Source organism: Nostoc sp. ChiQUE01b, assembly GCF_034531255.1.
Taxonomy (GTDB): Bacteria; Cyanobacteriota; Cyanobacteriia; order Cyanobacteriales; family Nostocaceae; genus Nostoc.
Map to the genome: position 1 here is coordinate 1 of NZ_JAVRBM010000075.1, position 15,229 is coordinate 15,229.

11 protein-coding genes and 1 pseudogene are annotated in these 15,229 nt (G+C 42.7%); 6 read left to right on the forward strand and 6 right to left on the reverse strand.

Annotation, left to right across the window (positions count from 1 at the left end):
• Positions 1–307: 307 nt before the first annotated feature.
• Positions 308–664 carry a hypothetical protein gene (locus RMY63_RS32315; protein ID WP_322732618.1) on the forward strand — a complete coding sequence of 119 codons (357 nt, stop codon included), beginning with the start codon at positions 308–310 and terminating at the stop codon, positions 662–664.
• Positions 665–894: 230 nt separating this feature from the next.
• Here the strand turns inward: RMY63_RS32315 and RMY63_RS32320 are convergent, their stop codons facing one another.
• Together RMY63_RS32320 and RMY63_RS32325 are read right to left on the reverse strand one after the other, a co-directional pair.
• Complete coding sequence (locus tag RMY63_RS32320) at positions 895–1,242, reverse strand: cupin domain-containing protein (RefSeq protein WP_322732619.1); 348 nt, start codon at positions 1,240–1,242, stop codon at positions 895–897.
• Positions 1,239–4,154: a glycerol-3-phosphate acyltransferase gene (locus tag RMY63_RS32325; RefSeq protein WP_322732620.1), complete on the reverse strand. Its 2,916-nt coding sequence runs from the start codon at positions 4,152–4,154 to the stop codon at positions 1,239–1,241. The genes RMY63_RS32320 and RMY63_RS32325 overlap by 4 nt, the downstream gene beginning before the upstream one ends.
• Positions 4,155–4,926: 772 nt before the next feature.
• Between RMY63_RS32325 and RMY63_RS32330 the strand changes: the two genes are divergently transcribed.
• On the forward strand, positions 4,927–5,892 hold the full coding sequence (locus RMY63_RS32330) for an SGNH/GDSL hydrolase family protein (protein WP_322732621.1): 966 nt from the start codon (positions 4,927–4,929) through the stop codon (positions 5,890–5,892).
• A 10-nt stretch (positions 5,893–5,902) separates the two neighbouring features.
• Here the strand turns inward: RMY63_RS32330 and RMY63_RS32335 are convergent, their stop codons facing one another.
• Positions 5,903–6,796, reverse strand: a complete 894-nt coding sequence (locus RMY63_RS32335; protein WP_322732622.1) for a lysophospholipid acyltransferase family protein — start codon at positions 6,794–6,796, stop codon at positions 5,903–5,905.
• Positions 6,797–6,972: 176 nt separating this feature from the next.
• On the opposite strand from RMY63_RS32335, the pseudogene RMY63_RS32340 reads away from it, so the two are divergent.
• The 3 genes and pseudogenes from RMY63_RS32340 to RMY63_RS32350 all read left to right on the forward strand — a co-directional run.
• Positions 6,973–7,857: pseudogene (locus RMY63_RS32340) on the forward strand (RNA-guided endonuclease InsQ/TnpB family protein); the annotation flags it as partial.
• 262 nt (positions 7,858–8,119) lie between these two features.
• Complete coding sequence (locus tag RMY63_RS32345) at positions 8,120–9,562, forward strand: ATPase domain-containing protein (RefSeq protein ID WP_322732623.1); 1,443 nt, start codon at positions 8,120–8,122, stop codon at positions 9,560–9,562.
• 171 nt (positions 9,563–9,733) lie between these two features.
• Positions 9,734–10,849, forward strand: a complete 1,116-nt coding sequence (locus RMY63_RS32350) for a HAMP domain-containing sensor histidine kinase (RefSeq protein ID WP_322732624.1) — start codon at positions 9,734–9,736, stop codon at positions 10,847–10,849.
• Positions 10,850–10,859: 10 nt separating this feature from the next.
• Here RMY63_RS32350 and RMY63_RS32355 read toward each other — a convergent pair whose 3' ends face one another.
• From RMY63_RS32355 to RMY63_RS32365, 3 genes are all read right to left on the reverse strand, one after another.
• A complete protein-coding gene (locus RMY63_RS32355) occupies positions 10,860–11,210 on the reverse strand; it encodes a DUF1772 domain-containing protein (RefSeq protein ID WP_322732625.1) in 351 nt (116 codons plus the stop codon).
• 549 nt (positions 11,211–11,759) lie between these two features.
• A complete protein-coding gene (locus RMY63_RS32360; protein ID WP_322732626.1) occupies positions 11,760–13,430 on the reverse strand; it encodes an alpha-amylase family glycosyl hydrolase in 1,671 nt (556 codons plus the stop codon).
• 427 nt (positions 13,431–13,857) lie between these two features.
• Positions 13,858–14,289 carry a nucleoside deaminase gene (locus tag RMY63_RS32365; RefSeq protein WP_322732627.1) on the reverse strand — a complete coding sequence of 144 codons (432 nt, stop codon included), beginning with the start codon at positions 14,287–14,289 and terminating at the stop codon, positions 13,858–13,860.
• 16 nt (positions 14,290–14,305) lie between these two features.
• On the opposite strand from RMY63_RS32365, the gene RMY63_RS32370 reads away from it, so the two are divergent.
• Positions 14,306–15,229: a nucleoside hydrolase gene (locus RMY63_RS32370; RefSeq protein WP_322732628.1), complete on the forward strand. Its 924-nt coding sequence runs from the start codon at positions 14,306–14,308 to the stop codon at positions 15,227–15,229.

Sequence of the window (15,229 nt, forward strand, 5' to 3'; positions counted from 1 at the left end):
CTGTAAGAGCTTCTGCCTTCGCGTTTCCGTGTTTTGCGCAGTCTGTAGCAACTTCCGTCTTCTCTGTAAGAGCTTCTGCCTTCGCGTTTCCGTGTTTTGCGCAGCCTGTAGCAACTTCTGCTTTGACAATACGCTTGGGTTAAGGATTATTGGTGTAGATAATTAGTCGTTCAAGACACGATAAATCAAGACGCGATAAATTGCATCTCTACATCTGGATTTTGGGCTATTCCTGATACACATTTACTTGCACTGTAAGATTTAATCGGATAATCTGAGCAATCGAGATTGTTTTTCAAAAAAACCAATGAACAAATTCATACTGAGTTTGCTTTCTTCTCCTGTGCTGATTAGCTCTCTTCTCTCTATGGGAGTAATGCTAAATCACGCACAAGCTATGGAACCAGAACCAGGAGCCAAAACCACAGACCGTCTATCTTGTATACGCAATAAACATAAAGTGGGTTTAGTATGTGCTAGGGCTTCTGTATTAGCTCAAATTCCTAACTATCAGCGTGAAATAGAGTTTTCTCAAGAAGATGCTCCCATGCTGGAGTTCAATGATGAAGAAAGCAATGTGGCAATCGACTTATTTGGCTGTGATTGTCCTGCTTGTATAAATTCTTTACGTCAGATGCGCGGGGCGACACCTTTGGTATATTAGACGCGATAAATCGCGTCTCTATATTAGACGCGATAAATCGCGTCTCTACATTAGACGCGATAAATCGCGTCTCTACATCAGGGTTTTGGGTTTATATTAACTGTATTGGTTTATAAACAACATCCGCAAACTTTTACTTTTCTAAGGACATAAGATTGTTATGCCCTGACTGCGTGTTTGATTCAAAATCAAACTAACTTAAGTTGCTAGTTAATGCTCCTAACTGATGATTAGCTCGATTTTTCGACTCGCAAACCAAAGTATGTCAAAACTAGTTCGGTTGAGCCATTATTGACAACTTCGTGTATTTCTCCCGGTTCGATGGCTACGCAGTTTCCCGGAAGCAGGGGGTATTCTGTACCATCAATATGAATTATTCCCGAACCAGCTTCTACAAAGAATACCTCGCACATATCTTGATGCGCATGTGCTGGTGCGGTTTGTCCAGGAGCAAAACGTGCTTGAGAAAAGTTAGTTAGGTGAGGTAAATCGCCGAAGCGTAACATCACCTTTTTCTTGATTTCGGCATTGTGAGAAACCGATTCTTCAGGCAAGTCTTTAAGGGAAGTGGTAATCATTCGGGTCTTAAATCGTTAGATAATTCCACAATACCCCTAGACCCATCAATCCTGACTCGTTGACCATCTTGCAAGAGCCATGTAGCACCCCGAACATCCATCACTGCGGGAATTCCATACTCACGAGCAACGATCGCACCGTGAGAAAGCCTTCCACCAGCTTCGGCAATTAATCCTCCAGCCTTTAATAACAAAGGGGCCCAGCCGGAGTCTGTATAAGGTACTACCAGGATCGTATCTCGATCGATGTCTGGAATGTCTTGTAAATTTCGCAACACCTTCACTCTACCTTCGGCTTGCCCATGACTGGCTCCAATACCTTGTAAAATTTGGTCAGAGTAGAGTTCAGAGGGAGCTAAGGGGTGAGGAGGTGTATTGCCGTAGACTAAAACAGGTATTTGAATAATCTCGCTATCTTGGAGGAATTGCGATCGCCTAAATTCCACTAACTTATCTAACTGCTCTATTAAGCTGGAATCTTCATCGCCAATTAGACGCCGCACTTCATCAAAGTTGAGAAAAAAGATATCGCCTGTTTGCCTGAGTAAGCCAGACTTTAACCAAATCTTCTCTAAAGCTACAAAACTCCAACGCAATTCAGCTAAAAGCCGGGAATAAACTTCGGTGACTCGTCCTTTGATATCCACGCGCCGTTGGACAAAAGAGCGTTTGCGCTTACTGGCAAAGATACTATTAATCGCGTCTTTAGCACCTGCTTGTGGTTCGTTCCCCTGCATTAACTGGACAAACATCTGCTTAATCATCTGGGGATTTTCCCGCCAAGTGGGAACGGAGATATCGGTTCCCACCTCACTTAAGTAGCCGTAATCTTGAAGTAATTCGTTAAATTCTTGGAGGATCTTCTCTCCTTCGGGGGTTTGCTTTAATTGTTCAAATACTTGCTGTGGCTCAAATTCAACTAATACCTGTTTGGCATCTGTAGCGATTGCACTGAGCGATCGCAATGCCGCTACCTCTGGGGTGACGCTATGATCAATTTGTCCATCTTTTACCCGAAAAATCGCCTGTCTTAGGGCAGCACTCAAGGGAGCTAAAATGCTGTAATACGTTCCATGACGCAGCAACTCCAGAATAAAATCAATTCTTGCCAACAACTGGGGTGCTTCCAAGTTATCTATATCTTCCTGCGCCAACTGCGACAACCCAGGAATGAACCGTTTGTGATAATCCTGCTTGAAGTCCTTTTCTAAACTTAATTCCCGCTTCAGCAACTTTCCTAGTCCTGGCAAATTTTCCCAAGTTGACTGCAAGGATGGTTTACTTAATTTAGCTCCTCTAGTTAAAAATTCCAGACTTTCCGGCGGCAGTCCCATACGGATAAAAATATCTCCTAAGAGGGAAGCATTAAAGTAAGCTCTGGAATAGTGCAGAGTTGCTGTTTTTGTGAAATCTAACCCCAAAGTGCGATCGCCTAAAACTATAGTAAAAAATTCTCCCCAAACTCCACAAGTTAAGGGACGATTAATTGACCATGTTAAGGGGTGAATTACTCCGGGAATTACTTCAGCAGCGATTTTGCGTGTCCAGATGGGTAGTAAAGTGGTGATTGGTCGAGATTGCAATACCCAAAGCGTTTGACCATCATAACTCCACTCGATATCTTGAGGAGTGCCATGATAACGTTTTTCGAGTCGGTAAGCTAAGTAAGCAACTTGTTTGATTAATGATTGTGGTACTCGTCCTTGACCTTCTAATTGTACAGAGTAAGAATTTTCTGTTTCAACAACAAAAGCGCGATATTGTTCTGGTGTGACTTTTCCCGAAACGACTTGCGTCGGGCTACCTGGAAGGGCTTCAATGATGATCGCATCGCCTTGTTGGGTAATGGGATCGCGGCTAAAAGCAACGCCAGAATATACACTCTGGACTTGTTGTTGAATTAATACAGCCATTGCTGTATCATTTAAACCGCGATCGCGCCGATATTGGACAGCGTAAGGATGATTGTAGGAAGCTTGAACTTGGGCGATCGCTGACTGTAATGCCTCTGGACTAGTAACATTGACAACTGTTTCATACTGTCCTGCCGCAGAAGCGTATTCTGAATCTTCTCCAATAGCGGAGGAACGTACCACCAAGGGGGATAATTCTGATGGCTGGAGAAATTCTGTTAACAGTTCAGGATCGTCGATGGGGGCTAGTACCCATCCCTTCGGCACTGGATAGCCCCAGCGCTTAATTTGAGATAATGTTGCCGCCTTTTCTCCGACTATGGCAGCATTCAACTCTTCATCTAGAGAAACCATAGCGCGTTGGCGTAGCCCGTCGTAGACATCGCCGCGTAAAAATTCCAACATCGCTTGCGATTCTGTTTGTGCCTCTTGGGCTGGCAGTTTCAGATCATCAGGAATTTTGGTGTAAATCCAACCCATTAAACCAGCTAAGGCCACAGCAGCAAATATTCTGGGAATATCGCTCAGGTGCAGAAGTGCCACAAACAAAGGAAAAAGCAGTAAAACCCCAAATTTGACTACCTTTCTTGATTGCAGAATTGTAAAACTAATACCTGCAAAGAAAGATACAAATATCGCTACTAATGGATCGTGTACGACAAATCCCCAGACAACATTTGTCGTACCTGCTCCTCTGCCTATCCAGTATCTACCAATTACCAGAGCGATCAGGGCAACCAATTCCCAAAACGATCCATCTGGGAAGAAAATGCGGGTGAGTAAGACTGCCGCAACACCTTTAAAAGCTTCTGACAACACTGCCAGAATTCCGACAATTTTACCGCCATGATAAAAGGCAGCTGATACACTAATGTTTCCTGTACCAACTTGTGATAACTGCTTCCGCTTCAATGCGTAAGTTATCCATGAAATCAGGGGTAATCCGCCCAAAAGGGGGCAGATAATTAAAATAACGAAAACACCCCAAGGTTCAAACATTCTGGAATTTGGATTTTAGATTTAAATTTTCCATCTAAAACCTCAAATCTAAAATCTAAAGTTTTGCTGAAATTTTTGATGGTTATAAGGGGGCTTTTAATAAAAAGAATTCAGGAGTCAGGAGTCAGGAGTCAGAATGATGGCTAGGGGATGAATACGGGAGTTTAAAAACAATCCAAATTATAGATTTTAGAAGTCTACAATTAGCTAGTGGTTTGAATCCCCCAAGGAAAAGCATTCTAAATTCTGGATTCTGGATTCTGGATTCTTCTTTAATTATTAGTTGCTAAATGGACACTTGGCTAAGACGGAAACCGTTTAAGACAAGTGTCCTTCTAGACTACTAATGGTTTTAGTTTAGCGCATAGGCAGCTTGTAGGGCCCAGATGACGAGAGCAGCGATCGATCCCAGAAGCAACACGGTAGAGATAGTGACTACTTTTGGGGAATCTGCTCCCTTAAATTTCATAATTCCGCGATTTAAGTCGGACACAGCTTTGTAATCCTCTCTTTTTGGGGCATGAAATATTTGTCCGTTTTGATTGTAGTCCTTCTCTTTGCGGATGATGTTAAATTCACTTTAAAAATTTAGAAGTGAAGAGTGGGGAGTGGGGAGTGGGGAGTAGGGCAGAGGGGCAGAGGGACAGAGGGGCAGAGGGTAAAGAACTTGTACAAGAACTCTCCCCTGCTCCCTTGCTCCCCACTCCCCACTTCCTACTCCCCACTCCCTACTATCATTGAAAAGCAACTCAGTATAAGAGGGTGTGAGTAGGTGAAAATAGCACTGAGCGTAGTTTTGGCGGTGGTTGTGGGATTGTTTGTGGTAATCGAGATCGGACTGCGATCGCTGTTTGGTTTTGGTAATCCCCTGATTTATATTGGCGATGAGCAAATTGGTTATTTGTTAGCTCCGAACCAGCGTACCCGTCGTTTTGGGAATCGTATTGAAATTAATGAATATTCTATGCGAGGTAGTCCGATCAAAAAGCTACCTGTACCTACTGGGCTGCGAATTCTCCTTTTAGGTGATTCTATTGCTAATGGTGGCTGGTGGACTGATCAGACTAATACAATATCTAGTTTGATGATGCGTTCTCTACCATTATCTACTACTAGTAATTATCAAGAAGTAGAAGTGTTAAATGCTTCAGCAAATTCTTGGGGGCCAAGGAATGAATTAGCTTATTTAGAGAAGTTTGGCACTTTTAACGCGCAAGCAGTGGTGTTATTAATTAATACCGATGATTTGTTTGCAACTCCTCCTACTTCTTTACCAGTAGGGCGCGATCGCAATTATCCCGATCGTAAACCTCCCCTGGCATTAGTGGAAGTGTGGCAGCGTTATATCGTCAAGCAAAAGCCAATTCCAGAACTACAAGCCGTACAAAATGAACCAGGCGATCGCGTGGGGATTAATCTGGAGGCGATCGCTAAAATTCAAGCCTTGACTCGCCAATCCAACAGCAAATTTCTGCTGGTGATGACTCCCTTACTACGAGAAATTGGTAAACCAGGCCCCCGCGATTACGAAATTAAAGCACGTCAGCGCTTGAGCGATTTTACCAAAGCACAGCAAATTCACTATATAGATTTTTTACCGAATTTCAACTCAACTACCAACCCGCAAGGTTTGTTTCACGATCACATTCACCTCAACTTGCAAGGTAATAAATTTGTCAGTGAAGTTATGGAGCGATCGCTTTTGGAAATACTGGGAGATTCATCACTTCGTCACTAATATTCGCGTTTTAGCTAGATTTTTGAGTATCTCTAACCAAATTATTTAACTCTTCCTGCATTTGATTTTGAACTATTTCATAACAAGTATTCACATAGTTACGATCTCTAGCTGCATCTTGACCATATCTTTCAAAAGTAATTGGCTGACAGACACGAGTGTGAATCTGCACAGGTAGAGGAATATTTGGCAGAGGGCCAATAGACAAGCCCCAAGGCAAACCTAAGTAAATTGGGAAAACACCAGGGTCTATTTGATATAACCACGGCAATCCCCACTGATGCAATTGTTTGACTAAATCATAGCAATCACATAAAACTATCAAGCTATCATGAGCGCCTACCGAGATTACAGGAATAATCGGAACTTCTTGTTTTAAAGCCAGCTTGACAAAGCCCTGATGACCGGCAAAATGAATTTTATGGCGTTGGCTATGAGGACGAAACATATCATATTGTCCTCCAGGATATACCAGAACGCTAGCACCTCGATCAAAAGCTGCACTAGCCATTTTGGGATGTGCAACAATTGCTCCGACTTTCTGGGCTAATCCTGCTATTTCTGGACTCACTTTCCAAGCAAAAGGGTGCATTAGACCATACACTAAACGCTCGGTTCCAAATCTAGAAAACCAATCGTACATCATCATTATTAAATCTGGAGAAGCCATTCCCCCATTATGAGAGCCAACCAGTAGTACTTTCCCTGTTGTTGGTATGTGATGCCATCCATCAGTTTTTACTTGAAAGTAATAACGGTAAAACCATTCCCATACAGGCATCAGTAATTCAATAAACTGAGCATCTCGCTGTATTAATGACTGATGAATCTTTTTCGAGAATTCTAATGTTAAAGTATTGTCAGCGCTGACAGAAATTTTCTCTACCTGTTTTGGAAATTCCATAATTAGTCGCCCATCTTCCATCACTTATCTATTTTGACCGCTGCATAACGGTGCAGCGGCGGCACAGTTGGAGAAAGTATACAGTCAGGTGTCCAAGGAGACTAACCCAATTAATTGGGTGTTTCCAGAATGGCACTACATTGATGTGAAGCTTTCAACCCAGTGAGAAGAAATTGTGGAAGCTTTCTACTGACCGTCGCTACATCACTTTTAGCGATGGATTCAAAGCAGGAACTTTCAAGCTCTGGGGAACCCGTGACTTGCATTTTTACCAACTCAAGCAGTTCAAAAGAGTCCGAGTTGTGCGTCGTGCCGATGGGTACTATGCACAGTTTTGTATTGACCAAGAGCGAATAGAAAGACGAGAACCAACGGGTAAAACTATTGGCTTGGATGTTGGATTGAACTACTTTTTGACTGATAGCGAAGGTAATCAAGTTGAGAATCCACGCCATCTCCGTAAAAGCGAGAAGTCTTTGAAGCGGTTGCAACGTCGTTTTTCCAAGACTAAAAAAGGTTCTAAGAATAGAGCCAAGTTTAGAAACAAGCTTGCGAGTCTCCACCTCAAAGTAAGTAGGCAACGTAAAGACTTCGCCGTGAAATTGGCGAGGTACGTAGTCCAATCTAACGACTTGGTAGCCTATGAGGATTTGAAGGTGCGAAACATGGTAAGGAATAGACACCTTGCTAAGTCGATACATGAAGCAGCTTGGACGCAGTTTAGACAATGGGTTGAATATTTTGGCAAGGTTTTTGGGGTTGCCACAGTTGCCGTACCACCTCATGGAACTAGCCAAAATTGCTCTAATTGTGGTGAGGTTGTCAAAAAATCTCTTAGCAACAGAACTCATATTTGCCATCATTGCGGACATACCCAAGACCGTGACCATAACGCTGCAAGAAACATACTTGAGATAGGACTCCGTACCGTGGGGCACACGGGAACGTCAATCGCCTCTGGAGACATCGACCTCTGTTTGGGTGGAGAAATCCCTCTAAATAAGCCGAGTCGCAGAAAGAGGAAACCCAAGGAGCGATCTTTGGAATCCCCGTCTCTTTAGAGCGGGGAGGATGTCAAGAATCTTTCAAAGTTTTGCGTCTAACCAGTGCTAGGTTGATATTATCCTACTTCTCGGTAAATGCAAGCTGAAACTTTCTAGCTCCTGATTGCTTAAAAAATATGCTGCACAAGGGTTATACTTTGCGCTCAAATACAAGCCCGAATTTTCTGACTTCTGATTTGTGCTTAAAACCTATGGAGCAAAAAAAGCACGCCATGCTGGAATTGAGTTGAGTCAATAGGTAAAGGAAGACTGTTCGCAAATGTCTGAAAATCGTTTGTCTTCGGGAATTTCAGGTTTAGACGAAATTCTCTATGGCGGTTATGTTTCGGGTCGCGCCTACTTAATCCGGGGTGGGCCGGGAGCTGGTAAAACAACACTGGGAATGCATTTCTTAACAACAGGGGCGGCAAATGGCGAACAGGTCTTGTTCATTACGCTAACAGAAACCGTCAGACAACTGAAGCGAACTGCCGAAGAACTAGGATTTAATCTTGAAGGTGTCACTTTTCTTGACCTTAGCCCCACACCCGAATTTTTCGCCCAAGTTCAGACTTACGATATTTTCTCACCAGCAGAGGTGGAACGCGAACCTACAACCCGCCGCATTGTAGAGCAAGTAGAAGTTCTCAAACCACAACGCATTTTTATTGATTCGATGACGCAGTTTCGTTACCTGGCGAGTGATACGTTTCAGTTTCGCAAACAAGTGTTGTCATTTCTGAGATTTTTAGTAGAGCAAAGTACAACTGTTCTATTTACCTCAGAAAGCAGTCAAGAAGCGCCCGATGATGATTTACAGTTCATGAGTGATGGAGTAATCAATCTGGACTTTAGCAATAATGAGCGCACACTCTGTATTTCTAAGTTTCGGGGGAGTGACTTTCAAGATGGACATCATGCAATCCGCTTAACCAGAACGGGAATGCAGCTGTTCCCTCGGTTAGTACTCCAAGATTATGGACAAGATTTTAATACTGAAGTAGTTTCCTCTGGCATCCCCGAAATCGACGAGTTGCTGCACGGTGGGATTGAGCGCAGCACGATTACTATTATCAGCGGCCCTAGCGGCGTTGGTAAAAGCACATTGGGACTTCAGTTTATGAAAGAAGCCGCCGGACGGGGCGAACGTTCGGTGATTTACACCTTTGAGGAAAGAAAGGAAACGTTGCTGCACCGTGCTGAAGGTATTAACATTGCGGTTGGGGCGATGCAAAATAAGGGGACACTTTCAGTCGTGCAAGTAGAGCCGCTATATTATACACCCGATGAATTTGCTAATCTCGTGCGTGAGGAAGTACAGCAACAACAGGCGCGGATTGTGATGATTGATAGTGTATCCGGCTATCGGCTTTCGGTGCGGGGAAAAGACTTAATTAGCCACCTTCATGCACTGTGTAAGTATTTGCAAAATATGGGTGTTGCTGTGGTGCTAATCAACGAGATTGAAACGATTACAGGAGAATTCCGAGTTACAGAAATTGGAATTAGCTATTTAGCAGACACGATTATATTTCTGCGCTACTTAGAAATGCAAGGCGAACTGCGGCGAACGATTGGCGTTCTCAAGAAGCGGATGACTGATTTTGAGAAAACCCTGCGCGAATTTGAAATTAGTCGCTACGGAATTAAAGTCGGCAAGCCACTCACCCAGCTGCGAGGTGTGTTGACTGGAGTGCCTGAAATGCTTGCAGATGAATTATGATAGTGTACCTTAGATAATTCGTAATACTCGCCTTCGGCGAGAAGCAAGCTACGTAATTCGTAATTGCCTAAAATGCTTGCGGATGAATTGTGATAGTGTACCTATGTTGATTTAGCCAGAGCTAGTGAAAAACCTTTACGGCGGCATTGACGGTGAGCAAGAGAATGAGCAATGAGTCGAATTTTAATTGTTATAGAGCAATCTGAGAATCGTCGCCTGTTATCAGAGTGGCTGAGTATATATTACGAGGTGACGATCGCTGACTCAGTTGTGCATGCAGGAAAAGCCGTACCGCTTTTAGATGAGCCGTTTGACTTATGCATTCTCGACGGCCCAGCACTGGATCACCTCTGGGAATGGGTGCAAGCAAGAAAACACCAAGAACAACCTGTTTTTTTGCCCTTTTTGTTGATTACAATCCGTGCTGACGTGAAACTATTGACACGGCATTTGTGGCAAACTATCGATGAGCTAATTACAAAACCGCTTGAAAAGCTAGAGTTGCATGCACGAGTAGAAATGCTATTGCGATCGCGGTTGCTCTCACTACAGCTTCAGACAGCGCTAGAGCAAGAACGCCAACTCAAAGAACAAAAATCGCGTTTTATCTCAATAGTTTCTCATGAATTTCGCAACCCATTAAATATCATTAATGGTTTCATTCGTGTGCTACAACAGCGCAACTTTCCTAAAGAACAGCGAGATGACTTTTCTCAACGCATACTTGCCGCTGTTAGTCGTATGGTTGCCTTACTGGATGACGTTTTGATTTTGGGAAAATCTGAAGCGAGTAGTCTGGCATCTCATTCCGTTGAACTTGCACTTGAGCCTTTCTGTCGCAAACTGATCGAAGAAATCAAGTTCAGCACAAGCACTAATCACACGATTGATTTCAATTGCGAGGATGAATGTGTCACGGTTGATATGGACGAAGCCTTACTGCGGCACGTTTTGATTAATTTATTATCTAATGCTATCAAATACTCTGCACCCGATAGTACCATTCAAGTGAGGCTGCAATGTCAATCTGAAGCCGTGATATTTCAAGTGCAGGATGAAGGCATCGGCATTCCTCCAGAAGATCAAGAACGACTGTTTGAATCCTTTTATCGTGCTAGTAACGTCGGCAGAATTCCTGGAACTGGATTGGGGCTGATGATTGTTAAACAGGCAGTTGAGCGACATGGCGGAGCTATTACAGTCAACAGCGAAATCAATGTTGGCACAACATTCAGCGTCACCCTGCCTTTGGGCAATGAAATTTCTCGCTCGACTCTAAAGCCTTGAAAAATCATTCTTATCTCATCGTGCGATCGCACAGTGCAATCGTCAACGCTGCCGCAAGTGCCGCTATTGTCCGAACATGGTTCCAGAACGTCCAATTAGTCAGGTATTTAGCCCATAGGTTCGCGCCTTCAATGCTATCCGGTTTGGCGATCGCTAAGGCATCATTCAGTGGCACATTGAATGCGATCGTCACTAGAACGGTGCCAATGAGATAGAGCAAGCTACCGATAAGCAAGTAGGCAGCACCAGGTTGATGCCACTTTAACACCGAGGAAACCGCTAGAAAGATGCAAGCCACAGCCGTTCCGAAGAGTGCCAACATGAACAACGGATTGATCGCGGTGATATTAATGGATTGCATGGCGATAATGCCCTCCTTTGGCTGGAGTCGTGCAAGGGCATTCATCACAAAAGTCGAGAAGGCAAAGAAGACGCCAGCCACCAGCCCACAGCCTAGTGCTGTGAAAAGCGTCAAAGGGAAGCGCAAATTGTCAACAATTACCATAAAGCCTCCTGTTAATTACTGCCTAACGCCTTGTTCGCAGATGGTGTTATGTCACAATACGCTTGGGTTAAGGGTTATTGGTGTAGATGATTGGTTTTGAAAGACGCGATAAATCGCGTCTCTACAATCTGGGTTTTGGGCTTATTCGATTGGACATGATATTATTTTATTTGCTGTTGCTCCCACAACCACTCTTGTTATACCAATTTGAGAAAAAAATGCGACAGATACACACGCCTAAACCCTTGTAATATCTGGCTTTCTTAATTTTGAATTTTGAATGCGTGAATTTTGAATTGGTATTACTTTGTTGCGACGCAAGCAGTTTGTTTTACGAGCGATCGCACTACCTCAACAATGTATTTACAAACTTTTGACACCTACGACCCACAGACTACATTACTGTCAATCTGAAACAAATATCTTAACTGTATAGCTTGGCAAGTCAGTGACTAAACTATCCTCTCCAGATTTCACTTCTTGATTGCTAACCCAATCTCGCCAATACTCAGCAGTTGGGAAACCTGAAATTTTATATTGATTTAGATTTTGGTCGGAGAAATTTACCACGACGACGACATGAGAATTCTGCTCATCCCAACGGGTGTAAGCCAGCACTTTCTCGGCTGCATTTTCGTAGAAAAACTTAATATTGTCACTTTGCAAAGCTGGAGTTTGCTGGCGTAGAGCAATCAGCTTTTGATAATACTCAAATAAATCATGATTTTGGTCGCTTGACAATAAAGACCAATTAATCTTGCGCGGCTTAGTCACATCTTCGCTTTTTTGCTGGTATTCGCCAAACTCTTCTCCCATCCACAGCATCGGTACACCCATCGCTGTGATTAACAGAGCAGCTGCTAATTTGGCTCGTTCAAATGCAGCTGCGTCAAAGATGCTGCAATTGCCTAATTCTCGTAATACACGTTCGCGATCGTGGGTTGCCAAATAATTAATTACATTGGTTGCGATCGCATAACCCTGCTGTTTGGGATCTAAAATCTGTTTGAGTTGTTCTAATTCAAATGATTTCCCACAAATATATGGAATTATAAAGTAGCGAAAACTCTCATGCCAACAAGCATCTAATGGGCCATCTGGCTTGACTACAGTCTTTGTATCGGGAATGTGTTCAGCAATGTTGTAAAACTGTTTGGGTGTAGCATGGTTTTTCGCTTCCTTAGTCAGCCAGTTGAGAAATTCAAAGTTAGCCAATTGCCGCACTGCATCAAAGCGAATTCCATCAATGTGATACTCCTGAATCCAAAATTTTACCACATCGCCGATGTATTCCCATGCAGGTTTAATATTTAAGTTTTTGTCGTAATTATCATAGTTAAACTCTGGCCCCCAGTAATTATCTGGGTCTTCAGGATAATGCTTGTGTTCGTAATACCAGTAATTTCGATCAATTAGTATTAAAGGGCATTCTTCATCTGTGTGATTATAAATTCCATCCATAAAGACGCGAATGCCTCTACCATGACACTCGTCAATCAACCGCTTTAAATCTGCTGTTGAACCGTAACTAGATTCTGTAGCAAAGAAGTGGCGAACTTTATAGCCCCAGTTATAATCACCAGGGTACTCATTAACTGGCATTAATTCAATTGCATTAATTCCCAATTCGCAAAGATAATCTAACTTAGCAATTATCCCTAAATATTTGCCTCGCTCGTTAGAGTCAACTTCATCACCAGTAAAATCGGCAACGTGCATTTCATATATAACTAGTTCCCGGTTATCAGGCAATGGCATTTCATCGTGTTGCCAAATGTAAGTATCAACAATGCGTTGTCCATCTTGAATACGTACTATGCCGTATTTTTCTGTTTCATTAACATCTGTTGCTTTGGGATCAATGATATCTATCCATTCATCAGGTGCAAAATTTGGGCTTTTAGTTTGGATGCGAAATTTATATTGATAAACGCCGTCTTCCAGCTGAATTTTCGTGCGAAAATAACCATCTTCACCTTTGGACATGGGAATTTCTTTCCAATCTGAAAAAGACCCAATTAAAGCTGCTCCTTTGTTGCGAGGAGCAAATAATATAAATTCAGTTAAATTTGCCATTTTCACACTTTTAAATTTTAGCTAGTTACAGTCACTAAAATGATTGTCTAATATAAAATAATTTGCTGCTTCTTTCTTAAGTATTATCAATATTTTCCTAATCTGCTGGACTTCAACTAGATATTGCGATCGTTATGATGTTAGGGGTGCAATGACTATCTAAATCATAACTAATTATGCGGACATAATAGTTTTGCTCATTCTTCTCTAGGGTTTCTTTCTCAAAAGCTATTCCATACGTTCTGGGATTAAATGTCTATTTAAAGACAGTAAACGCACTAACTTTTCCTGGCATCACATTACTCTATCTACTGGCTGATTTTAAAATACCTATCCTTAAAAGATGGGTAGTGGGGAGCAGGTAGTGGAAGCAGGGGAGCAGGGAAGGATAATTAATGACAAATGACCAATGACAAATGACCAATGACTATTTACCAATATCTTCATTCCAAAGTTCGGGGTTAGTTTCAATAAACTCACTCATCATTTGTTCGCATTCGTCAAGATTAAGATCAATTACTTCTACACCGTGGGATACCATAAAGTCTTTAGCACCAGGAAAAGTTCTGGATTCTCCAGCAATGACTTTTTTAATGCCAAATTGTACCACTGCCCCAGCGCACAGGTAACACGGCATTAAAGTTGAATAGAGTGTTGTACCTCTATAACTGCCAACTCTTCCAGCATTGCGGAGACAATCGATTTCGGCGTGGGTAACAGGATCTCCGTCTTGTACGCGTTTATTGTGTCCTCTGCCGAGAATTTTGCCATCCTTGACGAGAACAGAACCGATAGGAATTCCACCTTCTTGTCTGCCTTGTTTTGCCTCTTGAATTGCAGCCTGCATAAATTCATCCATTTTTTTCTCCTTAAATATGTCAAAACAACTTGTATTAATGGATCATGATGGCGGTGTAGATGATTATTTAGCAACTATGCTGCTGTTGACAATGGAGCATATTGAACTCCTTGGTGTTGTCGTCACTCCAGCAGATTGCTACGTTCAACCGGCTGTTAGCGCCACACGTAAAATTATAGATTTGATGGGATTTTCTCATATCCCGGTGGCAGAAAGCACTGTGCGCGGGATCAATCCATTTCCTACTCTCTATCGCCGTGATTCGTTTATCGTTGATCATCTCCCCATTCTCAATCAAAGCGAAACTATCACTACGCCATTAGTTGCCGAAACAGGTCAAGATTTCATGATACAGGTGTTACGTGACGCATCAGACCCCGTAACGTTGATGGTAACTGGCCCGTTAACGACGGTTGCAGTGGCTTTGGACAAAGCACCAGATATTGAAGCCAAGATTCAAAAGATTGTGTGGATGGGGGGTGCGTTGAATGTTGGCGGTAATGTGGAAAAAAGTCTGGAAGCAGGACAAGATGGTTCCGCCGAATGGAATGTTTATTGGGATGCTGTTTCAGCAGCGCGGGTATGGCAAACCCAAATTGAAATTATTATGTGTCCTTTAGATTTAACTAACAATGTCCCAGTTACATCGGAGTTAGTATACAAAATGGCACGACAACGCCACTATCCCATCTCTGATTTAGCTGGACAATGTTATGCACTAGTTATTCCCCAAGATTATTATTTTTGGGATGTGTTGGCAACAGCTTATCTAGGACATCCAGAATTTTATCAATTGCGCGAATGGGAAACAGAAATTATCACCACTGGTCTTAGTCAAGGGCGTACTAAAGTAGTTCCTGGTGGTCGGAAAATTTATGCAATGGATAAGGTAGATAAAGAGGCTTTTTATGCTTACATCTTGCAGCAATGGGCAAGATAA